Genomic DNA, 24035 nt, shown 5'->3' on the forward strand with positions numbered 1-24035 from the left:
TATCGAAGAATGCCGTGCAACACTATCGTCAAGACCATGTTTTCAGGCAAGGAAAGCGTTGTATCAGCGTTTGCGGACAAATTCCGCGCGCAACACCAGCCCTTTTATCCCTTCGAAGCGGCAATCGATTTCCTGCGCATCGCCCGTCAGGCGGATCGATTTGATCACCGTCCCGCGTTTCAACGTCTGCCCGGCACCCTTGACCTTCAGATCCTTGATCAGCGTCACGCTGTCACCGTCGGCCAGTGGATTGCCCACCGCGTCGACCACCGCAACCGCATCGTCATTGCCTACGCTGGCCGCTTGCGAGGGATTGATCCATTCACCCGTTGCTTCGTCGTAGATGAATTCTTCTTCAGCCATTATTCTGCTCTTCGTTTACTTGATGGTTACAATACTAAGGCCACCGGGCTTGGTCGACGGATTGGATGCATTGGGCTTTTTCGGCTTCTCAGCCTTCGGCTTGCGCGCTTCGCGGCTCGTCTTTTTCTGTCCTTTGGCCATGGCGCTTATCCTTATATATTATGCGTGGGCGCGGAAGATAGCAGATCGGCCTTCCTATGAAGCATGAATTCGGACGCTTGGGCCTCCCCCGCTAAAATGCGTCGATGAGAAGCTTGCCGCCAAGTGCAATCATCAAAATGTAAACCAACGTGTAAAACTTGTCCCCGCGCATCCGGCGGATGAATCAGACCCCCGCCAGAGTCGACAGAAACGCGAGGGGGATGAGCGCCGCAGAGATGGTGAGATTGACCGAACTGAATTCCCCGAGCGCAACATAAGCGGGCACCTTGGCCCAGTTGATGATGGCAAACAGGACGGCACTGGTGCCCACAAACTCGGTGTGCGGCAGTCTTTGCGGAGAAACCCACATCTGAAACGGCGGCCCGCCCGCGTGGGCGATCTGGCTGGTAAAGCCGGTCGCAATGCCAAACGCCGCGCCGATGATGGGCGAGGACTGCGCAGGTGCAGGCACCGCGCCTCCGCGCTCGACCCACAGACGCCATCCGCCGAATGCGATGGAAATTATCCCAAGAGCCGCCATGATGGCCGCCACCGGCAAGGATGCCGCCATCGCCCAGCCAATGCCGATGCCCAGCAGCGCGCCGGGCAGCATGATCGCCACGATCCGCCTGTTCCAGCTATGCCGAAACGACCAGACACTGACCACGTCACCGGCGATCAGGATCGGCAGCAGAATGGCCGCAGCCTGCACTGGCCCGCATGCAAGAGCTAGCAGAGGGGTAGCAAGGGAACCGAGGCCCGAAAATCCGCCTTTGGCAAAGCCGATGAGGATCACCGCCAAACAAGCGGTGAATAGGAATAGGGGATCGCTCAACATTTTCGCGCCCTAGCGGGATATCGAGCAGCGGGCCATCGGGAAACAAGAGTTGCGTTATGTGCAATCGCATCGTCACTTTTTGCGATTGTGACAAGATAGGCCCGCGAGTAGTTGCGCCATCCCGCAATTATCGTTCAATAGAAAGTAATTAAAAATGCGTTACGCAACATATGGTGTCACAGCACTGGTGGCCTTGAGCGCTCAGATGATCGCATTCTATGGCGTTCTGTACGCCTAATTCGAAACCTGCTGTTTTTTAGGTCCGTGCCATGTGCGGACCGACAAAAAGCCGCCCGAGGCCTATGGCCGGGGCGGCGTTTTTGTATCTGACATCCCACCGGATCAGTTGGCGAGCCAGCCCACGAGCAGATAGCCGACCACGCCGATCGGTCCGAATGCCAGCAGCGTCAGTAATACAAGTGCAAGGCGGATGATCACGACATCGACACCCGTGCGCTCGGCCAGACCGGCGCAGACGCCCATGATCTTTCCATTGCGGCGGTCGAGAGTGAAGCTGCGGTCCATGATATATATGTCCTTATGTTCGGTTTGCGGTTTGAAGGTTGTGGCGGGGCCGTCGGCTCAGGCGAGCGTGACAACCGGACCGACGGCTGCGCTGACGAAAACGGTGGCGACGACGAAAGCGGCGACCAGCGAGAATGCGGCGTTCTGAAGCTTGGAATAGGTCATTGTAGGTACTCCCTGTTTGCGTGCGGCCGGACGATCCGGCTGATGCAGACTTCATTGCAGGGGTCGTGCCAATTTGCGTTTTCCCCGAAAATACGGGGATTAGCGAGGCAAAGGTCGACAACGCCGCGGAAATAATCCCCACAGGTTAGGAAAATTCATCGCTTCGTAGGAAAATAGTCAGACTGGATTCAGCATTGTTGGTCCGTTAAGCCAAGGCATGCCAAATTCGTCGTTGCTGTCTGTCGATCACCTGTTTGTTTATGGCACGCTGCGGTGCGGCAGCATTTCACCTATGGCGCATTGGCTGGCGACGCATGCGTCATGGACAGGCGCGGCACAAGCGCGCGGCAGATTATACGCACTGGAGGGCTATCCTGGCTTCGTACCCGATCCGGCTGCGGGATGGGTTCAGGGGGATGTGTTCAAGATTGCAGATGACGCTCCTCTGTTCGCTGGCCTCGACGACTACGAAGAATGTGCTGCGCATAACCCCGAACCGCATGAATATGCGCGTGTCGTCATAGATGTAAGAATGGGCACTGCGACGATACCGGCATGGACCTATGTTTACCGCTATTCGACGGACGGGGTTCGTCGGATCGAAAGCGGCGACTTTCTCGACGACGAGCGCTAACCCGTTGCAACACGCCTCCAATGGCGTAGGCTGAGCGCGGGGGAAGCCATCAGGAGAGTGCCATGCGTGACGACAAGACACCCGATAGCGTCGAAGCAACCGACCGCCTTCCCGAAGACCGCAACTGGATTGCATCCACCGGGATGGATCGCCGCAAGCTATTGGTGGGCGGAGCCTTCGCCGCCGGTTTCGCTGCGGCCTGTCAACCGGTGGCTTCGACCACGGTCCAGACGGATGCCGAGGACATCACCGAACAGACCGCCAGCGTAAAAGCCACTGATGGCTTTGCCGTGCCGCTGTTCGTTGCAAAGCCCAAGGGTGGAAGACCTGCCCCGGTCATCATCGTCGTCCACGAAATTTTCGGGGTCCACGAATGGATCAAGGACATATGCCGCCGCTTTGCCAAGGCAGGCTATTGCGCCATCGCGCCCGATCTCTTTGCGCGGCATGGCGACGCGACCAAGGAAGCGGACTTTAAAATCCTCATCGACACCATCGTTTCGAAGGCGCCCGATGCGCAGGTGATGGCAGACATCGACAGCACCTACGCCTGGGCAGCCCAGAATGGTGGGGATGCTTCGCGGCGCGGGATCACCGGCTTCTGCTGGGGCGGGCGTGTGGTGTGGTTGTACGCGGCACACAGCAAGGCGCTGGATGGCGGGGTTGCCTTTTATGGGCGCGTGGTCGGCAAGCCGACGCCGTTGCAGCCGAGCAGCGCAATCGAGGAAGCCGCCAAGATTAACGCGCCGGTGCTGGGCCAATATGGCGGCAAGGACAAAGGCATTCCGGTTGCCGATCTCGACCTGATGAAAGCGAAGCTGAAGGAGCTGGGCAAGGCTCCGCCCTCCGACATCACTGTCTATCCCGATGCCGATCACGGATTCATGGCGGACTATCGCCCGAGCTATAATGAACCGGCAGCGAAGGCGGCGTGGACCGCAACGCTCGACTGGTTCGGCAAATACGTAAGGAAATGAGCGCTGTCGGCAGCCATCGCATCGAAGATTTCTGCGGTGGTTGCCAGCCGCTTGCCGCCCCGCTAGACAGCGCGCTTCGTTCCACCAGATATGTCAGGAGCAGGCCGTGGCCGGCCATAGCAAATTCAAGAACATCATGCATCGCAAGGGCGCGCAGGACAAAAAGCGCTCCTCGATGTTTTCCAAGCTCAGCCGCGAAATCACCGTCGCGGCCAAGATGGGCCTGCCCGATCCGAACATGAACCCGCGCCTGCGCGCCGCCGTCAACGCGGCCAAGGCGCAGTCGATGCCCAAGGACAATATCCAGCGCGCCATCGACAAGGCGACGCAGGGCGGCGGAGACGATTACGAAGAAATCCGCTACGAAGGCTATGGCCCGGCGGGTGTGGCTTTGATCGTCGAAGCCTTGACCGACAATCGCAACCGCACGGCGACCAATGTGCGCACGGCCTTTGCTAAGAATGGCGGCAATCTGGGTGCATCGGGTGCGGTGAGCCACGGGTTCGATCGTCTGGGCCTTATCACTTATCCGGCGAAGGTCGGCGATCCCGACACGGTGTTCGAAGCGGCGCTGGAAGCAGGCGCGGAGGACGTGTCGTCGTCTGAAGACGAGCATGAAATCTGGACAGCCATGGATGCGCTCCATGAAGTCGCGAAAGGCCTTGAGCCTGCACTGGGCGAAGCGGAAAGCGTGAAACTCGCATGGCGTCCGCAAACGACCGTCGAACTGGAAGCCGATGCCGCGCAGCAGCTTTTCAAGCTGATCGATGTGCTCGACGATGACGACGATGTGCAGACCGTCTGGGGCAATTATGAAGTCTCCGAAGAGGTGATGGAGAAACTCGGCTGATCCTGCTTGGCCTCGACCCCGGCCTTGGCACCACGGGCTGGGGGCTGATCGCCGTCGACGGCAACCGGCTGAGCCATATCGCCAACGGCCAGATCAAGACCGACACCAAGGCGGCTCTCGCCGCGCGGCTGCTGGCGCTGGATGCTGCGCTGACTGACCTTATTCTTCAGTATCGCCCGAGTGCGGCGGCGGTGGAGGAAGTGTTCGTCAACGCCAATCCGCAATCGACGTTGAAGCTGGGACAGGCTCGGGGCATTTGCCTGCTCAACGCTGCGAAGTCTGGCATAGAGGTTGGCGAATATGCCGCGCGGCTGGTCAAGAAATCGGTCGTCGGCGTTGGCAACGCGAGCAAGGATCAGGTCCATGCGATGATCAGCCGCTTACTCCCTGGTGCAGCGATTGCCGGACCGGATGCTGCGGATGCGCTGGCGGTGGCGATCACGCACGCCCACCATAGCGCAACGGCGCGGCGGATAGGCCGCTGACACTTCCCGTTGCGTCCTTCCGCGAAATGACGCTAAAGAACATAACATGATCGCGAAACTTTCAGGCCGCCTCGACAGCACTGGTTTAGACCATGCAATTATCGATGTCGGGGGCGTGGGCTACCTCGTCGGCGCATCGTCTCGCACGCTGTCCGCACTGGGCTTTGTCGGCGATGCAGTGACGATCCACACCGAAATGCTGGTGAGCGACGACGCCATCCGCCTGATGGGCTTTGCGAGCGCAGAGGAACGCGACTGGTTCCGCCTGCTGACCGCCGTGCAAGGCGTAGGCGCGCGGGTGGCGCTGGCCATCCTGTCCGCGCTGGAACCCGCCGAAGTGCATCGCGCCATTGCGATGGGCGACAAGGCGATGGTCGCGCGCGCCAATGGCGTGGGGCCGAAGCTCGCCATGCGGATCGTGAACGAGTTGAAGGACAAGATCGGCGTGGCGCCAGCGGGTGTTTCGATTGGTGCAGGCATGGTGCCTATGCCTGCGGGCAGCCACGGCGCCGATGCCGTGTCGGCGTTGCAGAATTTGGGATTCAAGCCGGGTGAAGCCAGCGCCGCCGTAGCAGCGGCAGAGGCAGATCTGGGCGAAGGGGCTTCGCTGGATGCGTTGGTGCGGCTGGCGTTGCGGAAGGCGGCGAAGTGAGGGCCTTCCTCTCAGCCCGTCATGCTGAACTTGTTTCAGCATCCATGTCGCCGCTCGCGCAGTTGCCGGTGGGGTGAAGGAACCGTGTGTATATGTTCTGGCGAGCCAGCCTTACGGCACTCTTTATATAGGCGTGACATCCAATCTGATCGGACGTCTGATGCAGCATCGGAGCGGCACAGTGCCCGGTTTCACTGCGCAATATGGCGTGCATCGCCTAGTCCGGTTCGAGCCATGCGAGACGATGGAGCAGGCAATTACGCGCGAGAAGCGGTTAAAGCGATGGCATCGGCAATGGAAGATCAATCTTATTCAGTCCGAAAATCCACATTGGATCGATCTAGCGGTGGGGCTGGGCCTACCGCCTTTAGTCTCGATCGTGAGGCACGATGGATGCTGAAACAAGTTCAGCATGACGATTTTCGGAGGATTGCCCCGTAATGACCGACGCCGAACGCCTTATCACGCCGGTCCGTCGCGCGGAGGACGCGGACGCGGCTTTGCGGCCCAAGACGCTGGACGAGTTTATCGGGCAGAAGACGGCGCGCGAGAATTTGCGCGTGTTCATTCAGGCTGCGCGGCAGCGGGGAGAGGCGCTGGACCATGTGCTGTTCTTCGGGCCGCCGGGGCTGGGCAAGACGACGCTGGCGCAAATCGTCGCCAAGGAAATGAGGGTCGGCTTTCGGGCAACATCGGGTCCGGTGATCGCCAAGTCCGGCGACCTCGCTGCGCTGCTGACCAATCTGGACGAAGGCGATGTGCTGTTCGTGGATGAAATCCACCGGCTTGCGCCCGCTGTGGAGGAAATTCTCTATCCCGCGATGGAGGACCGAGCGCTTGATCTGATGATCGGTGAAGGCCCATCGGCGCGATCGGTGCGGATCGATCTGCCGCGCTTCACGCTGGTGGGAGCAACCACACGGCAGGGCTTGCTGACGACACCATTGCGGGACCGCTTTGGCATTCCGGTGCGGTTGCAATTCTATACGGTGCCTGAACTGGAACTGGTGGTGCGGCGGGCAGCAGGGCTGCTGGGTCTTAGCGTCACGGACGACGGATCGACTGAGATCGCGCGCCGGTCGCGGGGGACACCGCGCATCGCCGGACGGTTGCTGCGGCGGGTGCGCGACTTTGCCAATGTTGCGGGCCACGCGACTGTCGATGCGAAGATCGCCGACGCAGCGCTGTTGCGGCTCGACGTCGATCATCTGGGCCTCGACCTGATGGATCGTCGCTACCTGACCATGATTGCCGACATTTATCGCGGTGGGCCGGTGGGCGTGGAGACGCTGGCTGCAGGTCTGTCCGAACCCCGCGATACCATAGAAGAAGTCATCGAACCCTATCTCATTCAATTGGGGCTGATCGCCCGTACAGCGCGCGGGCGATGCCTGAATGCTGGCGGCTGGAAGCATCTCGGCCTCAATCCACCGGAGGGCGCTCAGGAGGGTTTGTTCGACTGACGCCCATTCTTCGGACCAGTTGCCCCTTCCTGCCGACCAAATGGTTGCATAATGGCCATTTTACGCCTTTGCCCCCGAGTCCGATCATGGTTAAACGGCGGTCATGAGCGTCGCGCCCCTCCCGTTGTCTAATCCGCCTGCCGATCTGCACCCAGCAACGGGGCGGTTCGTTGGCGGTGTGCATTATTTTCCGGTGCGGGTGTATTTCGAGGACACTGACCTGTCGGGCGTCGTGTATCACGCCAATTACCTGCGCTATATGGAGCGCGCCCGGTCGGACATGCTGCGGGTCGCCGGGATCGATCAGCGCGGCAACCATGAAGGCGGCGAAGGAGTCTATGCCGTGGCCAATGTCGCTGTCGCCTATCGCCGCCCTGCCCGGCTGGACGACGACCTGATCGTCAGGAGCCATGTCACCGCCATTGGCGCTGCGACATGCACCATTCATCAAACGGTCATGCGCGGTGCGGACATAGTCACCGACGGCGATGTGACCGCTGCCTATTTGACTCCCCAGGGCCGCCCGCAACGGCAACCCAAGCCCTGGATCGCCATTTTCTCGCGCCTTGCCCAAGGGGAAGATATTTCTTCATGACCATGCCTACGCTGACTCTGGCCACTCAGGCCGCCACCATATCGCCGCTGGCGCTGTTCCTTCAGGCCGACATCGTCGTGAAGGGCGTGATGATCGGTCTGCTTGCAGCCAGCATCTGGACGTGGGCGATCATCATTAGCTTCGGCTTTTCGATAGGGCGCACGTCCAAAGGGTGCGCAAAGTTCGAAAGCGATTTCTGGCAAACCGAGGATATTGACCGTTTTTATGAAACGCGCGCGAAGTCCGATTTGCCGAGTGCAAAGGTGATGGCGGCAGGCGTTGCGGAATGGCGACGCTCGACCGCAGCGAAGTCGATTGACCGCGATGGCACCCGTGACCGCCTTGCTACCGCCATGGGCAGCGCATCAGGGGCGGAGATCGACAGAATGTCGGATCGGCTGAACATCCTAGCGACGGTCGGCAGCGTTGCGCCGTTCGTCGGGCTGTTCGGCACCGTCTGGGGCATCATGCGCGCGTTCACGTCGATAGCGGCGGAACAGAATAGCAGCCTTGCCGTCGTGGCGCCGGGGATCGCCGAAGCGTTGTTTGCGACCGCTATAGGCTTGTTCGCGGCCATCCCGGCAGTGATCGCGTACAACCGGTTCAGCCATGGCATCAACAAGCTGGAAGCGCGCCTCAATCGCTTTTCCGATGCATTCTATGCGACGTTGAGCCGCGAACTGGAGACGCAGCGCTAATGGCGATGGGTGGCCCTCCCTCTGCGCGTCGCGGTGGCCGGCGTGCGCCGATGGCGGATATCAACGTGACGCCGCTGGTCGACGTGATGCTCGTGCTGCTCATCATCTTCATGGTAACGGCACCGTTACTGGTGACCGGAGTGCCGGTGAACCTGCCTGACAGCAAGGCAAAGGGGCTGGATCAGGACCAGAAGCCGACAGTCGTTTCGATCGATCGGGATGGCGGTTTGTTCATCGACGAGACCGAAATATCGATGGGGGATCTCGCTGGGCGGCTGGCGGAAATTCGCGCAGCGACGGCCGGGATGGACCCGCCGCAGATATTCCTCCGGGCCGACACCGCCCTCGATTACGGACGTGTGATGGAGGTGATGGGGGAATTGAATGCGGCGGGCCTGAACAAGGTCGCGTTGGTCAGCACCAGTGCTACCGATGCTAGCGTCAGCGCGCGTTCAGACGTGCAGCGCTAAGGACTGTCGGTAATGGAGCGCACGGAGAAAATCGGACTTGGCGTTGCGACCGCCGGGCATGTGCTGTTGTTTGGCCTGCTCTCAACCGGTTTTTTGACCACGCCCAATCCGTTGAAGCTGAATTCCCCGCCGATGGACGTTTCGCTGGTCGATGAAGTTGCATTGCAATCGGCAGCACCGCAGATTTCGCGCGACCCGCCTCCGCCCAGCGTCGCGCCTGAGCTTGGCGAGACAGCGGAACCGGCGCCCAGCGTGGCTGCGCCGAGTGAGCCGGTCGTAGCTCCACCGCCTCCACCGACGCCCAAGCCTGCGCCAAAGCCGACGCCTGCACCGCCAACGCGGCCCGTGGAGCGCGCCAAGCCCAAACCGCCTGCGCCAAAGCCTGCCGCCGCAAAGCCAAAGCCCGCCAAAGTCACGCCGCCAGCGGAAAAGGCGAAGCCGACGCCGCCCGCAAAGCAAGCCAAGCCTGCTCCGGCCAAGCCGACCGCGAAGGCCGCGCCCAGCAAGGATAGGCCGACGCCTGCAAAGCCTGCCGCGGCGACGACCGGCAAGGGCAAGACCGACAAACCGCGCGGATCGCAGCTTGGCCCCGATTTCCTCAAGGGCATCCAAAATGAAACGCCCGCCCCGCGCAACGCCGCTCCGGCCGCAGCCGTAATTGGCGCGCGGCAGAAATCGGCGCTCGATTCGGAAATTCGTCGGCAGTTGAAACCCCATTGGAAGGCACCGACCGGCGCCGATGTCGAGCAGTTGCGCACTATTGTCGCGGTCGAACTGACGCCCAGCGGTGCCATCTCCGGATCGCCCGAAGTTGTGGACACCACCGGCATTACGGCCAGCAATCGTACGCAGGTCAAGCTGCATCAGGAACTGGCGGTGAAGGCCATACGTTTAGCAGCACCGTTCAAATTGCCGCCCGATCTGTATGACGGCTGGAAATCGCTCCGCATCGCATTCGACAAGAGGCTATCGCAATGATCCATTGGAAGAAACTGGCGACCACAACGGCGCTCACACTCGCAGCTTTCGCCACCCCTGCGATGGCGCAGTTGAGCGTGGACGTGACCGACGAAAGCGCGTCGAGCCTGAAGATCGCGGTTCCTGTGTTGCCGACGCAGCAATCTGTCCAGACGCCCGCTGGCACGACGGACGAACTGGGTCGCAAGATCGCCGAAGTCATCGCGTCCGACCTCAAAGGATCCGGCCTGTTTGAGCCTTCCGGTCCGGGCGGTTTGCCCGGCGTGACGGTGCCGGAAGTCACTTTTCCGTCCTATGATAAGTGGAGCAGCTACGAAGCGCTGGTTCAGGGTTTTGTGCGCTCCACCGGAGGCAATGCCGACATCACCGTAGGCTGCTATCTTTATGACGTGGCATTGAAATCCGAACTGACGCGGCAGGGCTATGTCGTTTCCCCCGGCGACTGGCGGCGCGCTGCACATAAATGCGCGGATGCCATCTATGCGCGCTTGTCGGGCGAAAGTCCGTTCTTCGACAGCCGCATCGCCTACATCGCGGAGAGCGGGCCGAAGGACAAGCGCGTCAAGCGGCTGGCGATCATGGATAGCGATGGCGCCAACCATCGCTTTATCACCAACGGGCAGAGCCTGGCCCTGACCCCGCGTTTCTCACCCGATTACAAGTCCATCGTATATGTGAGCTACCTCAACAATCGCGTGCGCATCTATGTCTATGACATCGGCACCGGCAAGCAACGGTTGGTGACCGAAAGCAGCAACGCGACCTTCGCACCCCGCTGGTCGCCCGATGGCCGGAATATCCTGTTTTCGATGGCAGTCGCAGGCAACACCGACATTTATCGCGTATCCGCACAAGGCGGTGCACCGGTTCGTCTCACGACATCGCCCGCCATCGACGTGGGTGGCAGCTATTCGCCCGATGGTAGCAAGATCGTATTCGAAAGCGACCGTTCCGGCGGACAGCAGCTCTATGTGATGAATGCCGATGGATCGAGCCAGCAGCGGATCAGCCATGGCGGCGGACGTTATGCAACGCCGGAATGGTCGCCCCGTGGCGACCTGATTGCCTTCACCAAGATCAGCGGCGATTTCAAGGTCGCGGTCATGAGCCCCAATGGTGGCAATGAGCGCATCCTGACCAACGGTTGGCAGGATGAGCAACCAACATGGTCGCCCAATGGCCGCGTCCTGCAATTCTTCCGCACCAGTGCAGGCCGCAGTGGCGGTAGCCAGGTTTGGCAAGTCGATCTGACAGGTGTGAACGAGCGTCGTATCCCCACGCCGCTGAACGGGTCCGATCCGGCCTGGGGACCACTGCTTCCTTGATCGGAGGGAACTGTCGAAGCGTTGAAGCGTAATCGTCTTGACAGCGTAACGATCTGAACCGAGTTTTCGGGTGACGAATGATCGGCACCCTCGCTTTCCCCCACGAAGGAGAACATCATGAACGCATTGTCCCGCAGCCTGCTGATGGCGACAGCCGTCATATCCCTTGTCGCTTGTGCCAAGAAGCCGCCGAAGGAATTGCCGCCGGCACCTGTGGATAACACGATGCCTGCCGATACTGGCGCCACCACAGGCGGTGTCGTCAAAGGCAGTCAGGAGGACTTTGTGGCGAGCGTCCAGTCGGATCGCATTCTGTTCGGCACGGACAAGTTCGACGTCGATGCGCAGAGCCAGGGCATTCTGCAAAGTCAGGCGCAGTGGTTGCAGGCCAATCCCAATATCCGCGTAACCATCGAAGGCCATGCCGACGAGCGCGGCACCCGCGACTACAATCTCGCGCTCGGTGAGAAGCGCGCCAATTCGGCGAAGAATTTCCTGGCTTCGCTCGGTATCGATTCGTCGCGCATGACGACGATCAGCTATGGCAAGGAACGTCCCGCTGCATTGGGTTCGGATGAAAGTGCATGGGCGCAGAACCGTCGTGCCGTTACGGTGACCGTGCAATATTGATCGCAGTTTAGCGGACAATGAAAAGGCCCGCCGGTCGTATGACTGGCGGGCCTTTTTCGTGTCTTGTCATCCTGAAAAAGTTCAGGATGACAGCCTGTGAGGTTGTTATGCGCGCCTTTTGCCCGTCATCGCTGCTGAACCAAATGCGCCAAGCTGGATCGTGCCGGTCAGCGTGTCGCCTTCGACAACGGCTTCAGCCTCCAGCGTCATTGGCATGGGGACAGTCATTTCCATCTTCCACGTCAACAGATTGCCGTCGACCTTTCCGTCCTTCACGTCGAGTGAACCCATCGCCCCGGCATTGGTGCCGTGAAAGCTGTCGCCATTGCTGATGACCGTGAACACGCTGGACTGATCGCCCATCGGGGTTTTGGTCACGCAGTCATAAGCACCGTCTACTGTCGCCATAATGTCTCTCCTGAAAATCCGTTGCCTATTTGGTGGCTATGCTGGTGCTGTCAACGACGGTGATGGGAATAGCCAGCTTCTCAAGCTGAGGCATCACCACCTTCTTGTCGCCCACAACCACCCAGGTGACCTTGCTGGGGTCGATCATCTTGCGCGCAGCAGCGTCGAGTTGCGGCGCAGTCAGGGCCTTGTAACGATCTTCCAGTGTTTCGACATAATCGAACGGCCGCTTGTACAACACGTCACGTTGCATCTCTCCCAGCACGTCGGCGGAGGTTTCGAAGCTGCCCGCCAGTTCGCGTGTGCTGCCATTCACCGTCCGTTGCAGTTCCGCCGGCGTTACGCCTTTGGATGTCAGGAAATCGCTTATCTGGCTTTTCAATGCAGCGATCGAAGGGCCGGTCTGATCGGCCTGCACCGGCGCAACGATGATATAGGGCAACTGGTTCTCGAAGCGATTGATGGTCGAGAACACGCCGTAGGACCACCCCTTCGTCTCGCGCAGGTCCATGTTGATGCGGCTGAGGAAACTGCCGCCCAATATGTCGTTGGCGGAAAGGAAGGTGACGAGATCGTCTGTCCCCTTGGCATCCAGCAGCGTACCGGCATAGATCACCGACTGCGGCGACTGCGGCCGATCCACGAGCACGATCCGCGATTGGGCGGGCGGTGTGGCGACGTCGAAGTTCTTTTGGCCTGGCAAGTCGCGCGTCATCCGCCACGTCCCAAAACGTGCTTCGAGCATCGGCTTAAGGTCGGCAAGCGTTGTCGCACCAACTGCGAAAATCTCCGCATTGTCGCCGCGAATCCACTTGTTGTGGAAACCGGCGAGGTTGTTCGGAGTCAACACCTTGACCACTGCCGGATCCCCAGTACCGCTAGAAGGAACACCGTAAGGATGATCCTTGCCATATAACAGCGGCGGGAGGGTGCGGCTGGCGAGCGCCTGCGGCTGCGTCAATTCCTGCGCGATCTTCGACAACTGCTGCGAGCGGACCCGTTCCAGTTCCTTTGCGTCGAACGCCGGGTTCTTGATGATATCCGCCAGCAGATCGAGCGAAGGCGCGAGGTTCGGCATCAGCGCATACATGCCGACGCTCGTGCGATCCATGCTGGCACCAACGGAGATGGCTGCGCCCAGTCGCTCCTGCTCCTCAGCGATCTGGATGCTGGTACGGGTGCGCGTACCTTCCTTCAGCATCGCCAGCATCATCGCCTGCGTTCCCAGCTTGTCGTGCGGATCGGCGGCATTGCCTGCATCGAATACCACCGACAGGCGAAGCGTGGGCACGGTATCGCGACGCGCGAAATGGACCTTGATCCCGTTGGACAGCGTCGTCGTTTCGACGGTCGGGAAATCCAGTTTGGGGATCGCGCCGACCTCGGGCAATTTGCTGCGGTCGACAACGGTGCGCGGTGCACTGGTCGCGGCTGGCGGGACATCGACCGTGGCATTGCGTGCGCCGCCATCGGCAGGCATGCGATAATAAGCAGGCGCACTGACTACACCGCTGCGGATTGAGGTTTTGCCGCCTGCATTCTGATAGGCATCGCGGTCGCCCGGCTCAACCGTCAGCGCGAATACGGGGCGCGTCAGCCATTTCTGCATGGCGGCGGTGACCTGCGCCGGAGTGGCGGTGGCCATTTCCTTCAATTGCTTGGCGTAGAAGGATGGATCGTTAGAATAAAGCGCACCTTCGGCCAGCGTTACCGCTTTTCCGGAGAAGCCGCCGACGGACTCAAGCCCTCCAATGGTGCCGGAAATCTGCGACGTGGCTACGCGCGCAACTTCATCCTTGGTCGGACCCTTGGCAATATAGTCCTTGAGCAAGGCATCGAGACGGTCGCCGACCATCTTGGCGTCCGTGCCGGGCTTCACATCCACCGTCACTTCGAAGAACGAAAGCTGCGCGAATTCCTGCAGCGACGCCGTCACGCCGACCGCGACCTGCTCCTTGCGCACCAGTTCATTGTCCAGTCGTGAGCTTGCGAGACCACCCAGCACGCTCGCGCCAATCTCCAGCGGCGTTTCGTCCGCATCGTTCAGGCCCGGCACAGCCCACCAGCGATAAAGGCGCGTCGTTGCTACGCGATCCTTCATCACCATGTCCTTGCGCGCAGCCAGCGACGGGACGGGTACATTTACTGGCTGAACCTTTTTGCCTGCCGGAATGTCGCCGAAATATTTCTCTACAAGTGGCTTGGCCGTGGCAACGTCGATATCCCCCGCCAGCACCAACACAGCATTGTTGGGGCCGTAATGATCGGTGAACCAGCTTTTGACGTCGGTCAGGCTCGCGGCGTCAAGATCGGCCATCGAACCGATGGTGGAATGGGCATAAGGATGGCCAGCGGGCAGCAGGCCTTCAAGCTGGGCATATTCGACCAACCCATAAGGCTGATTGTCGCCCTGCCGCTTTTCATTCTGAACGACGCCCCGCTGATTATCCAGCTTCTCCTGCGTCACTGCACCGAGCAGATGGCCCATGCGGTCGCTCTCAAGGAACAGCGCGACTTCGAGTGCAGACTTGGGGACTGTCTGGAAATAATTTGTGCGGTCGAACCATGTCGTGCCGTTGAAATCGGTGGCACCGACCTGCTGCAGCGGCTCAAAGAAATCGCCGGGCGAATTTTCCGATCCGTTGAACATCAAATGCTCGAACAGATGGGCAAACCCCGTCTTGCCCTTGGGTTCATGCTTCGATCCGACATCGTACCAGATGGATGTCGCGACCACGGGCGCCTTGCGGTCGGTGTGCACGATCACGCGCAGGCCGTTCTTAAGCGTGAACTGCTCATAGGGAATTTTGACGGCCGTCACGAGGTCGGCAATCGGCGCGGGCTTGGCAGCCGCAGAGGTCTGCGCGATGGCAGGCGTGAGCGCAGCGGCAAGCGCAAGGGGAGAAACAGCGAAAGCCAGTGCAAGGCGGGGAGCAAAAGCAGGAAGCATGGAGTGTCCTTCAACGACGCAACAAGTCAGTGGAGAAGCCGACTGTAATGGGCCCAGAATAGCGAGCCGTTTTAGCGACGCAATACGCTTTCCACTGGACAGGCGCTTGGACGACGATAGTTTTGTGCGCAATGGGGCGCGACATAGACGCGCCCTTTTTCTTTTGTGAGAGAAGCCGATCCATGACCATCCGAACCTTCAGCGCCGCATTGGCGATTGCCCTGCTTTCCACGTCGGCACTTGCGCAGGTCGATAAGGCGGCCGACGCTCCGGTGTTCACGCCCGAGGGCGTGCGTGCGCATGTCGATTTTCTTGCCGACGATCTGCTCGAAGGGCGCGACACCGGCAGCAAGGGGCTGGAGATTGCGGCACGTTACGTCGCGACGCGGTTCGAAGCGATGGGCCTCAAACCCGCAGGCGAAAATGGGACGTGGTATCAGACCGTTACCTTTCAGCAGACCGACCGGGGCGCCACACCCGGCACGGTCACAATCAGCGGACCGGCGGGCGAAAAAAGCTGGAAACATGCCAGTGACGTACTGATCGGCACCAGCGCGAACGAACCGAAGCTGGACGTTGCCGCGCCGCTGGTGTTCGTCGGCTATGGCATCGAAAGTGCGCCATTGGGCATCAACGATTATGCCGGGCTGGACGTGAAGGGAAAGATCGTCGTCACGTTGCGTGGCTTCCCGAAGGGTATGCCGAGCGAGGAAGGCGCGCATGTCGGCGCGACCAAAGCGCAAGCCGCACAAAAACACGGCGCGATCGGCATGGTCAGCATCGGCACGCTTCAATCCATGAAGGCCCGCCCCTGGTCGCGGATGGTGCAGATGGCCGATAGCGCCAGCTATGCCTGGGTCGGCAAGGATGGTAAGGCTTTTGATGAAGCACCAAACATCCGCGCCGGTGCTTCGCTCAATGGCCCTGCCGCCGACGCCCTCTTCGTCAGCGCTCCAAAAACCCTGACGGCCATCCGGAAAGAAGCGGACAAGGCCGGTGGACGCCCGAAGGGCTTTGCACTGAAAACCAGTATCCGTATCCAGAACGAAAGCGTCAGCAAGCGCATCACCAGCCCTAATGTTGCGGCCATCCTGCCTGGATCGGACCCGACGCTGGCCAGCGAATATGTCGTACTGTCGGCGCATCTCGATCACATCGGAATCAGCAAGGCGAAACCCGGCGAGCCCGAAGGCTCCGACCACATCAACAATGGCGCGCTGGACAATGCCGCAGGCATCGCCACCATGCTGGAAGTTGCGCGCGCCGCTGCCAGCGCACCGATCAAGCCACGCCGTTCGATCATCTTCCTCGCCTCTACGGCGGAAGAGCGCGGGTTGCTGGGGGCCGATTATTTTGCGCGGCATCCCAGCGTTCCGGGCAACAAGATCGTCGGCAATGTCGATCTGGACATGCCGCTGCTCCTCTATCCGTTCACCGATGTCATTGCTTTCGGCGCAGATCATTCGACACTGGGGCCGATTGTCGCCAAGGCCGTTGCGCCGATGAACCTTAAGCTCTCGCCCGACCCGATGCCGCAGGAAAGCATCTTCGTGCGTTCCGACCACTATATGTTTGTGAAGCAGGGCGTGCCCGCCGTCTTCCTCGCGACTGGCTATGCCAATGGTGGCGCAAAGGCGTGGGAAAGTTTTCTGTCTGGGAATTACCATAACGTCGGTGACGACATGAAGCAGAAGATCGATTGGGAAGCCGGTGCCCGCTTTGCCGAAGCCAACTACCGCATTACACGAGCGATGGCGGACGGTGACGTAGCGCCCATGTGGTATGAAAAGGACTTTTTCGGCGAGGTGTTCGCACCGGGGGCGATCAAGGCGAAGAAGTAATAATGCCCCTACCGTTGTTCAGTTCATGCATGTCGAACCATCTTCCTGCGACGCAGTCTTGACCAAGCTCAAACCAAAGGGGCGAGTGTAGGGATATTATTGCCATCCGCCCCTTGTGTTGTATTTTGGCAACACCATATCCACCCAAGACGTTAGCTTAGGGTAAGCATATGAACCTCGAAAAATTCACCGACCGCGCCAAAGGCTTCCTGCAATCGGCGCAAACCGTGGCGATCCGCATGAACCATCAGCGGATCAGCCCGGAGCATTTGCTGAAGGCGTTGCTGGAAGATGAGCAGGGCATGGCGTCCGGCCTTATCAAGGCAGCGGGCGGCGATGCGGGGGTTGCCTTGCGCGAAACCGATGCGGCATTGGCGAAAGTCCCGGCGGTATCGGGCAGCGGTGCGCAGCAGACGCCCGGTCTGGACAACGATGCCGTTCGCGTGTTGGATCAGGCCGAGCAAGTCGCACAAAAGGCAGGCGACAGCTTCGTCACCGTCGAGCGCATGTTGCTCGCGCTGGTGCTGTCCTCCACTACAACTGCGGGCAAGGCGCTTGCTGCAGCGGGCGTGCGCGCAGAAGCGCTGAACGCGGCGATCAATCAGTTGCGCGGGGGGCGTACTGCGGACACGCAAAGTGCCGAGGATCGCTACGACGCGCTCAAGAAATTCGCGCGCGATCTGACTCAGGCGGCGCGCGACGGGAAGCTAGATCCTGTCATCGGTCGCGATGAGGAAATTCGCCGCACGATCCAGATACTGGCCCGCCGGACCAAGAACAATCCCGTTTTGATCGGCGAACCCGGCGTCGGCAAGACGGCGATTGCCGAAGGACTGGCCCTGCGTATCGTCAATGGCGACGTGCCCGATACGCTCAAGGACCGCACGTTGATGGCGCTCGACATGGGCAGCCTGATCGCGGGTGCGAAATATCGCGGCGAATTCGAAGAGCGCCTGAAAGGTGTGCTCGATGAGGTGAAGGGCGCCGAAGGGCAGATCGTTCTGTTCATAGACGAAATGCATACGCTGATCGGTGCAGGCAAAGGCGATGGCGCGATGGATGCGTCCAACCTCCTCAAGCCTGCTTTGGCGCGTGGCGAACTGCACTGCATCGGCGCGACCACGCTCGACGAATATCGCAAGCACGTGGAGAAAGACCCGGCGCTGCAACGGCGTTTCCAGCCCGTCTTCGTGGGTGAACCGACTGTCGAGGATACGGTGTCGATCCTGCGCGGATTGAAGGAGAAGTACGAACTGCATCATGGCGTGCGGATCACCGACAGCGCGCTGGTGGCCGCCGCGACGCTCTCCAATCGCTATATCACCGATCGCTTCTTGCCGGACAAGGCCATCGATCTGATGGATGAAGCCGCGTCGCGCCTGCGCATGGAAGTGGAAAGCAAGCCGGAAGAAATCGAGAATCTCGACCGGCGTATCATCCAGCTCAAGATCGAGCGTGAAGCGCTGAAGAAGGAAACCGACCGCGCCAGCGCCGACCGCCTGGTCGCGCTGGACGAGGAACTGGCGAACCTTGAGCAGCAATCGTCCGAGCTCACCCAGCGCTGGCAAGCGGAAAAGGACAAAATCGCCGGGGAGTCGAAGATCAAGGAGCAACTGGAAGCAGCGCGCCTTGAGCTGGAACAAGCACAACGTGCAGGCGATCTCGCCAAGATGAGCGAGCTGTCCTACGGCACGATTCCACAGTTGGAAAAGCAACTGGCCGCTGCGGCAATCGCTTCGGAAGGGGCGATGTTGCGCGAGGAAGTGACGTCGGAGGATATCGCTGGTGTCGTCGCACGCTGGACGGGCATTCCGGTCGAGCGGATGATGGCGGGTGAGCGCGAAAAATTACTGGCGATGGAGGAAACCATCGGTAAGCGCGTGATCGGTCAGGCCGATGCTGTGAAAGCGGTGTCCACCGCCGTGCGGCGCAGTCGCGCGGGATTGCAAGACCCCAACCGTCCACTCGGATCATTCCTGTTCCTCGGCCCCACGGGCGTCGGCAAGACGGAATTGACCAAGGCATTGGCGGAATTTCTGTTCGACGACCCCAACGCAATGGTCCGCATCGACATGAGCGAGTTCATGGAGAAGCATTCAGTCGCGCGGCTGATCGGTGCGCCTCCGGGCTATGTCGGCTACGAAGAAGGCGGCGTGCTGACCGAAGCGATCCGGCGGCGACCCTATCAAGTGATCCTGTTTGATGAAGTTGAGAAGGCGCACGGCGACGTCTTCAACATCCTGCTGCAGGTGCTGGACGATGGGCGTCTGACCGATGGTCAGGGCCGTACGGTGGACTTCACCAACAGCATCATCGTGCTGACATCCAATCTGGGCAGCCAGTATCTGACGGCTATGACCGAAGGCCAGACGACCGCCGACGTCGAACCGCAGGTCATGGAAATTGTCCGCGCGCATTTCCGTCCGGAATTCCTGAACCGCCTGGACGAGATCATCCTGTTCCACCGTCTGGCGGCGGACCATATGGGTCCGATCGTGGATATTCAGGTGAGCCGCGTGCAGAAACTGCTCAAGGATCGCAAGGTGACACTGAACCTGAGCGATGGCGCACGCGCGTGGCTGGGCCGGGTGGGTTACGATCCGGTCTATGGGGCGCGACCATTAAAGCGCGCGGTGCAACGCTATCTGCAGGATCCGCTCGCCGACCTAATCCTGCGCGGCGACGTGCCTGACGGCGCAACAGTGCAGGTGGAGGATGGCGACGGGGCGCTGGTGTTGAAGGTGGGGTGACTTACGTGCCCGAGGTCGTAATAGCACCACGGGCCCTATTAATGAGGTCGTCGGCTTCACGCTGCTGCCCCGTGTCCACGCGGTCCCACTCGGCATTGGTTTTGCAGGTCTTATGCCTTTTGACCAGTGATCCCGTTTCCAGAACGCTTACGCAACGAACATAGTTCGGGGCCTTTCGATCTATCCTCTGCTTGGCAGGCGGTGCATCAGCAAAGGCCACGGAAGGCAAAACGGAGCAAACGATAGCAACTGCCAAATAAGCTTTCATCTGTATTATCCCCTAAGATGTGCATATGGTCTATCGCGACTTTTGTAGTCTTTCAATTGGTACGCAATGGTAGGCGCGCAACTGGCGATGAGGCAATGACCGCCGAGCGACGTGATATAAAGATAGTGTGAGGTAAATTTGCAAGCTGGCCAAAGCGACCGTTCCATAGCGCAGATCGCGGAGTTGGCGAAGGTAGCCGTCCGCCATCTTCAGCAAAGTCAATTTGCCGAAGCTTTGGACGCCTTTCAACGCCTAATCGCGGTAAGGCCGGACAACGCAGACGACTGGTTCAATCTCGGCTATCTGCACCGCTGCCTTCGGCAGTTTCACCCTTCGCTCGATGCATATCAGAGGGCTCTGACACTTGGAGTGTCCCAACCAGAAGAGGTGCATGTCAATCGTGCCGCTATTCTTATGGATCATTTGGATCGTAGCGAAGATGCACAAATTGAACTTGAAAAGGCATTATCCCTTAACCCCCGATACATTACGGCATGGCTGAATCTGGGCAATCTGCATGAGGATTGCGGCAGACAAATCGAAGCGCGATCCGCTTACGAAGCCGCGCTCGCTATTTATCCCGCAAATGGCCGGGCGCACGCCCGGATTGCTGCAATCGACATATTCGAGGGAAAGAGTGCGCAGGCTGCCGAAAATCTGCAGCAGAAGCTAGCGCGCGCAGCTAACGATCGGGAAGACATAGCCGAAATGCAATTTGCGCTTGGGCATGCTATGGATGATCAGGGCCGCTTCGATGAGGCATGGGCAGCCTTCAGTGCAGCTAACAGCCTGGCGTACGGAATGCTCGATCCTCTCCAACGCTACAATCCGCAAGCGCATAAGCAGCACGTGCAAGACATTAAATGCACTTTCCGGACCCGGATTGCATCCAGCATTCGTGATGTTCCGGCACCCATATTTATCTGTGGCATGTTTCGATCAGGATCGACCTTGGCCGAACAGATATTGTCGCGTCATTCACGTGTAACGGCCGGAGGAGAACGGGAGTTCATACCTGCAATAATAGGCGATCAACTACAGCCTTATCCCCAAGCTGCGCGATCACTTACTGACACCGATTTTGCAGCTTTTGCCAAGACATATAATGACAATCTGAAAGAACTACAGTTAGCGGATAGCATTTTCACCGACAAGCGGCCTGACAACTTCTTACATATAGGATTGATTAAATCAATATTTCCAAATGCAAAAATAATTCATACATTTCGAAACACGCTGGATAATATTCTTTCCATATATTTTCTATACTTCGCCAGCAGCGTGAGTTATGGTTTTAGGATACCCGATATAGTTCATTATATCGACCAATATCGTGAATTGATGGACCACTGGAAGGGCCTTTACCCCGACGATATTTACGATCTGGATTATGATGAGGTCGTTAAATATCCTGAGGATCGAATTCGAAGACTCGTCGAATTCTGTGGAATTGATTGGGAACCGCAGTGCCTTATGGTGCCTTCTAAGACCAAGGCTGTAAAAACGGCCAGTAACTGGCAAGTACGTCAGCCGCTCCATAACAAGTCGTCAGGTCGTTGGAAAAATTACGAGAAATTTCTTAGCCAGCACGCTGATATTTCTGCATTTTAATCGATGCTTCCAGTAATTGCATAGAACTCTGTGAGAAGCTGTCTTTCCTCGACAGTCAAATGAGGATTCCAGACTTCGAAAATTAATATCAGTCGCGCTTGATCGCTTTGATTCCAGGCTTCGTGTTCAATGGTATCGTCGAACGCAAATGCTTTGCCCGTGACCCACTGCCGCGTTTCGCCGCCGACCCTGAAACTACAATTGTTCGGTATGATCAGTGGCAGATGAACGATCGCACGGGTATTTGTCACGCCAGTGTGCGGCGGAATATGGGCTCCCGGCTGTAGAATGGAAAAGAACGCCGATGGCGATTTTCCAGCAATTTGCGGTTGAGCGATAGCCGATAGCGCAGCTGCTGTTGTAGGGCACTGATCGCATACAGGATCGTTACGAACACCATATTCCCATAAAAAACAGGCACCCCAATTCAGTGAGCCGTCCAATGGCGACCATTTCGTTTGTGGCGAGCCGTCGGGCATACGAACATAGGGACGGACCAGATCGGACCCGGACGTTACAAGCGCCATGGCTTCCCGCGCTATGGCATCTGTGTGTCGTTCGATTTCCGGGAACCAAGGGAAATGCGCGTCTTCAAAAAACTCGTCTGCAGGTAAAAATGGAAACTGCACCCCTGCGCACTGATTGGTATAGATGGCGCGTCGTCCCAAGCTATGGTCCACGCATGCTTTGAAACGCCTGGCTCCTTCGCTCATACTGGCGAGGCGGTCACCCAAACTCCGATCCAGGCTGTCCGATATGCTTTTGTTATGCTGAGATAGAAAGGACTGCCCCCGACTCAGCGCATCCGCAACCAGCTCTGGCTTATGCTCTATGGCTGTAGCCAGTTGGACGACGTTGCTCCAGCTTTGCGCGGCGGCTGCATTCTGCCCCTGTCGCTGCTTTAGCTCAGCCATCCTGAGCTGAGCCATGAAATGTCGACGATCGATACTAAGCACATGCTCAAGGCTCGATTGTTCCGCGCGATCATCCCCTGCACCCCGAAACGCGGCGGCAAGGTTCATCCAAAGCGCTGGCTCCTTGGAGTCTATTTTTGCTGCTGCAGAAAAATATGCAATTGCATTGCTAAACGCCTCGCTGGCCAAAGCAGAGATGCCATGTGCATTCAAAGTCAGCGGATCGTCAGGAGCCATTTGCATCGCCTGACTCAACCAGCGCATTTCACCTGTTCGATCGCCGCTCCGTCGCGCGTCTGCGGCAGCCGACAGAATTGCGGACAAATTAGCTGATTGCTCTACCATGAGGTTGTTAAACATAAACACGATAAGAGCGCAACGCTCGTACTTGAAGCAATATTGAGAAGGCGGCACATGGATTGAATGGCTGAAATTTTGACACCGACACCGCCGTTATCCACTCAGTGGCTCGCGCATCGCTTCGATCCGATCCACGACGCCTTCCAGTTTGTGTCAGTCGACCGCGTCCATCGCCAAAGCGTACCGTTCCTGACAGATGAACATATTGGCAGCGCGGCCGAACCGCTGGTTATCGCCAGATCGAATGTAACCGGGCTTATCGATATGCATCGTCCGCTGCATTACATTTTCCATTCGGCATATTGCTGTTCCACTCTTTTGGTGAATGCGCTCGATCAATCAGGATCGGCTTCCGGCCTCAAAGAACCAGTCGTTCTCAACGACCTGGTCGGGTGGCGCCATCGCGGCGGGGACCCAACCAAAATTGCAGAAGTATTGACCTCGACGCTGGGGTTACTCGCCAGGCCATTTGAAGGCACCGAGGCCGTGATCGTCAAGCCGTCCAATGCCGTCAATGGCTTGGCCGCTGCGATGATGACCCTGCGACCCAACGCTCATGCCATCTTGCTCTACGCACCGCTCAGGACTTTCCTCACGTCGATAGCGCGGAAAGGAATGTGGGGGCGTTTGTGGGTGAGAGAATTGCTGTCTCTGCAGTTGAAGGACGGGTTAGTCGATCTGGGATTCTCGCCACCGGACTATCTTCGACACACCGATCTGCAAGCTGCGGCGGTAGGTTGGCTGGCGCAGCAGAAATTGTTTAGCCAGTTGGCCGCGCGTTGGCCGTCCAGAGTCATGACTCTATGTAGCGAAGAGTTGACCGCAAGCCCCATAACAGCGGTCGAAGCCTGTGCAACTTTTTTCGGTTTGGCCACTAATCCTGAAAGTTACCCAAACAATATCGAACAGGCCTTTAACCGTGACGCCAAAGACGGCACCGTCTTTCTCCCCGGTCAACGGGAGAGAACCCAGCAAAATGGAGAAGCACTGCATGCCGATGAAATTGATAAAGTGATGGTTTGGGCACAAGCCGTAGCCGCAACGGCGGACGTCCCACTGTTTCTATCAAATCGGCTCCTACGAACCAGAGCCGTGTAAAGCAGCGGCGTCCCGCGAGCACAAAAAAAGGGGCGGTTCCATGAAC

At 58.9% G+C, this 24035-nt stretch carries 23 protein-coding genes and 1 pseudogene; 17 read left to right on the top strand and 7 right to left on the bottom strand.

All coding sequences use genetic code 11. The features are described from left to right. Positions 1-63: 63 nt before the first annotated feature. The 4 genes and pseudogenes from LQ220_RS08245 to LQ220_RS08255 form a co-directional block, all read right to left on the bottom strand. Complete coding sequence (locus LQ220_RS08245; RefSeq protein WP_230187814.1) at positions 64-363, bottom strand: alkylphosphonate utilization protein; 300 nt, start codon at positions 361-363, stop codon at positions 64-66. 15 nt (positions 364-378) lie between these two features. Further along, positions 379-504 carry a hypothetical protein gene (locus LQ220_RS24890; RefSeq protein WP_281821643.1) on the bottom strand — a complete coding sequence of 42 codons (126 nt, stop codon included), beginning with the start codon at positions 502-504 and terminating at the stop codon, positions 379-381. 91 nt (positions 505-595) lie between these two features. After that, positions 596-1342 (bottom strand): annotated as a pseudogene (locus LQ220_RS08250) (sulfite exporter TauE/SafE family protein). A 342-nt stretch (positions 1343-1684) separates the two neighbouring features. Then, positions 1685-1867, bottom strand: a complete 183-nt coding sequence (locus LQ220_RS08255; protein WP_230187815.1) for a PspC domain-containing protein — start codon at positions 1865-1867, stop codon at positions 1685-1687. 382 nt (positions 1868-2249) lie between these two features. Between LQ220_RS08255 and LQ220_RS08260 the strand changes: the two genes are divergently transcribed. From LQ220_RS08260 to pal, 13 genes are all read left to right on the top strand, one after another. Beyond that, positions 2250-2666: a gamma-glutamylcyclotransferase family protein gene (locus LQ220_RS08260; protein WP_230187816.1), complete on the top strand. Its 417-nt coding sequence runs from the start codon at positions 2250-2252 to the stop codon at positions 2664-2666. Positions 2667-2728: 62 nt separating this feature from the next. Continuing rightward, a complete protein-coding gene (locus LQ220_RS08265) occupies positions 2729-3643 on the top strand; it encodes a dienelactone hydrolase family protein (RefSeq protein ID WP_230187817.1) in 915 nt (304 codons plus the stop codon). A 106-nt stretch (positions 3644-3749) separates the two neighbouring features. Next, a complete protein-coding gene (locus LQ220_RS08270) occupies positions 3750-4493 on the top strand; it encodes a YebC/PmpR family DNA-binding transcriptional regulator (protein WP_230187818.1) in 744 nt (247 codons plus the stop codon). Continuing rightward, positions 4490-4978: a crossover junction endodeoxyribonuclease RuvC gene (gene ruvC, locus LQ220_RS08275; protein ID WP_230188010.1), complete on the top strand. Its 489-nt coding sequence runs from the start codon at positions 4490-4492 to the stop codon at positions 4976-4978. Before LQ220_RS08270 ends, ruvC begins: the two co-directional genes overlap by 4 nt. Positions 4979-5024: 46 nt before the next feature. Then, complete coding sequence (ruvA, locus tag LQ220_RS08280; protein WP_230187819.1) at positions 5025-5630, top strand: Holliday junction branch migration protein RuvA; 606 nt, start codon at positions 5025-5027, stop codon at positions 5628-5630. A gap of 73 nt (positions 5631-5703) precedes the next feature. Continuing rightward, positions 5704-6030 (top strand): GIY-YIG nuclease family protein, encoded by a 327-nt coding sequence (locus LQ220_RS08285; protein WP_230187820.1) that lies wholly within the window; start codon positions 5704-5706, stop codon positions 6028-6030. Positions 6031-6070: 40 nt separating this feature from the next. Further along, a complete protein-coding gene (ruvB, locus tag LQ220_RS08290) occupies positions 6071-7093 on the top strand; it encodes a Holliday junction branch migration DNA helicase RuvB (protein ID WP_230187821.1) in 1023 nt (340 codons plus the stop codon). A 103-nt stretch (positions 7094-7196) separates the two neighbouring features. Beyond that, positions 7197-7688 (top strand): YbgC/FadM family acyl-CoA thioesterase, encoded by a 492-nt coding sequence (locus LQ220_RS08295; protein WP_230187822.1) that lies wholly within the window; start codon positions 7197-7199, stop codon positions 7686-7688. A 2-nt stretch (positions 7689-7690) separates the two neighbouring features. Continuing rightward, entirely contained in the window at positions 7691-8386 is a 696-nt protein-coding gene (tolQ, locus tag LQ220_RS08300; protein WP_230188011.1) for a protein TolQ, read from the top strand. Beyond that, on the top strand, positions 8386-8856 hold the full coding sequence (tolR, locus tag LQ220_RS08305) for a protein TolR (RefSeq protein ID WP_230187823.1): 471 nt from the start codon (positions 8386-8388) through the stop codon (positions 8854-8856). Before tolQ ends, tolR begins: the two co-directional genes overlap by 1 nt. A 12-nt stretch (positions 8857-8868) precedes the next feature. Continuing rightward, positions 8869-9834, top strand: coding sequence for a cell envelope biogenesis protein TolA (locus tag LQ220_RS08310; protein WP_230187824.1), 966 nt, complete (start codon positions 8869-8871; stop codon positions 9832-9834). Then, entirely contained in the window at positions 9831-11159 is a 1329-nt protein-coding gene (tolB, locus tag LQ220_RS08315) for a Tol-Pal system beta propeller repeat protein TolB (protein WP_230187825.1), read from the top strand. Before LQ220_RS08310 ends, tolB begins: the two co-directional genes overlap by 4 nt. Positions 11160-11276: 117 nt before the next feature. Further along, a complete protein-coding gene (pal, locus tag LQ220_RS08320) occupies positions 11277-11789 on the top strand; it encodes a peptidoglycan-associated lipoprotein Pal (RefSeq protein ID WP_230187826.1) in 513 nt (170 codons plus the stop codon). Between the two features lie 105 nt (positions 11790-11894). Here pal and LQ220_RS08325 read toward each other — a convergent pair whose 3' ends face one another. Next, entirely contained in the window at positions 11895-12197 is a 303-nt protein-coding gene (locus tag LQ220_RS08325) for a hypothetical protein (RefSeq protein WP_230187827.1), read from the bottom strand. Between the two features lie 25 nt (positions 12198-12222). Further along, positions 12223-15147 (bottom strand): pitrilysin family protein, encoded by a 2925-nt coding sequence (locus LQ220_RS08330; protein ID WP_230187828.1) that lies wholly within the window; start codon positions 15145-15147, stop codon positions 12223-12225. A 182-nt stretch (positions 15148-15329) separates the two neighbouring features. Here LQ220_RS08330 and LQ220_RS08335 point away from each other — a divergent pair, with 182 nt between their 5' ends. From LQ220_RS08335 to LQ220_RS08345, 3 genes are all read left to right on the top strand, one after another. Next, positions 15330-16988 (top strand): M28 family metallopeptidase, encoded by a 1659-nt coding sequence (locus LQ220_RS08335; RefSeq protein WP_230187829.1) that lies wholly within the window; start codon positions 15330-15332, stop codon positions 16986-16988. A 170-nt stretch (positions 16989-17158) separates the two neighbouring features. After that, positions 17159-19738, top strand: a complete 2580-nt coding sequence (gene clpB / locus LQ220_RS08340) for an ATP-dependent chaperone ClpB (RefSeq protein WP_230187830.1) — start codon at positions 17159-17161, stop codon at positions 19736-19738. A 406-nt stretch (positions 19739-20144) separates the two neighbouring features. Then, positions 20145-21617 carry a sulfotransferase gene (locus LQ220_RS08345; RefSeq protein ID WP_230187831.1) on the top strand — a complete coding sequence of 491 codons (1473 nt, stop codon included), beginning with the start codon at positions 20145-20147 and terminating at the stop codon, positions 21615-21617. On the opposite strand, the gene LQ220_RS08350 is transcribed toward LQ220_RS08345, so the two are convergent. Next, positions 21614-22768: an aspartyl/asparaginyl beta-hydroxylase domain-containing protein gene (locus LQ220_RS08350; RefSeq protein WP_230187832.1), complete on the bottom strand. Its 1155-nt coding sequence runs from the start codon at positions 22766-22768 to the stop codon at positions 21614-21616. The genes LQ220_RS08345 and LQ220_RS08350 overlap by 4 nt on opposite strands. 186 nt (positions 22769-22954) lie before the next feature. Between LQ220_RS08350 and LQ220_RS08355 the strand changes: the two genes are divergently transcribed. Continuing rightward, the gene (locus LQ220_RS08355) at positions 22955-23989 is read left to right on the top strand and encodes a hypothetical protein (protein ID WP_230187833.1); all 1035 of its coding nucleotides are present in this window, start codon (positions 22955-22957) and stop codon (positions 23987-23989) included. The last annotated feature ends 46 nt before the right edge of the window (positions 23990-24035 follow it).

The sequence above is a fragment of the Sphingobium sp. CECT 9361 genome, assembly GCF_918741285.1.
Lineage (GTDB): Bacteria > Pseudomonadota > Alphaproteobacteria > Sphingomonadales > Sphingomonadaceae > Sphingobium.

Coding starts and splice junctions, on each gene's coding strand:
- tolQ (WP_230188011.1), top strand. CDS start 7,691: ATGCCTACGCTGACTCTGGCCACTCAGGCCGCCACCATATCGCCGCTG.
- pal (WP_230187826.1), top strand. CDS start 11,277: ATGAACGCATTGTCCCGCAGCCTGCTGATGGCGACAGCCGTCATATCC.
- LQ220_RS08260 (WP_230187816.1), top strand. CDS start 2,250: ATGCCAAATTCGTCGTTGCTGTCTGTCGATCACCTGTTTGTTTATGGC.
- LQ220_RS08255 (WP_230187815.1), bottom strand. CDS start 1,867: ATGGACCGCAGCTTCACTCTCGACCGCCGCAATGGAAAGATCATGGGC.
- tolR (WP_230187823.1), top strand. CDS start 8,386: ATGGCGATGGGTGGCCCTCCCTCTGCGCGTCGCGGTGGCCGGCGTGCG.
- LQ220_RS08330 (WP_230187828.1), bottom strand. CDS start 15,147: ATGCTTCCTGCTTTTGCTCCCCGCCTTGCACTGGCTTTCGCTGTTTCT.
- LQ220_RS08350 (WP_230187832.1), bottom strand. CDS start 22,768: ATGGCTCCTGACGATCCGCTGACTTTGAATGCACATGGCATCTCTGCT.
- ruvB (WP_230187821.1), top strand. CDS start 6,071: ATGACCGACGCCGAACGCCTTATCACGCCGGTCCGTCGCGCGGAGGAC.
- clpB (WP_230187830.1), top strand. CDS start 17,159: ATGAACCTCGAAAAATTCACCGACCGCGCCAAAGGCTTCCTGCAATCG.
- ruvA (WP_230187819.1), top strand. CDS start 5,025: ATGATCGCGAAACTTTCAGGCCGCCTCGACAGCACTGGTTTAGACCAT.
- LQ220_RS08310 (WP_230187824.1), top strand. CDS start 8,869: ATGGAGCGCACGGAGAAAATCGGACTTGGCGTTGCGACCGCCGGGCAT.
- tolB (WP_230187825.1), top strand. CDS start 9,831: ATGATCCATTGGAAGAAACTGGCGACCACAACGGCGCTCACACTCGCA.
- LQ220_RS08355 (WP_230187833.1), top strand. CDS start 22,955: ATGGCTGAAATTTTGACACCGACACCGCCGTTATCCACTCAGTGGCTC.
- LQ220_RS08265 (WP_230187817.1), top strand. CDS start 2,729: ATGCGTGACGACAAGACACCCGATAGCGTCGAAGCAACCGACCGCCTT.
- LQ220_RS24890 (WP_281821643.1), bottom strand. CDS start 504: ATGGCCAAAGGACAGAAAAAGACGAGCCGCGAAGCGCGCAAGCCGAAG.
- LQ220_RS08325 (WP_230187827.1), bottom strand. CDS start 12,197: ATGGCGACAGTAGACGGTGCTTATGACTGCGTGACCAAAACCCCGATG.
- LQ220_RS08295 (WP_230187822.1), top strand. CDS start 7,197: ATGAGCGTCGCGCCCCTCCCGTTGTCTAATCCGCCTGCCGATCTGCAC.
- LQ220_RS08335 (WP_230187829.1), top strand. CDS start 15,330: ATGACCATCCGAACCTTCAGCGCCGCATTGGCGATTGCCCTGCTTTCC.
- LQ220_RS08245 (WP_230187814.1), bottom strand. CDS start 363: ATGGCTGAAGAAGAATTCATCTACGACGAAGCAACGGGTGAATGGATC.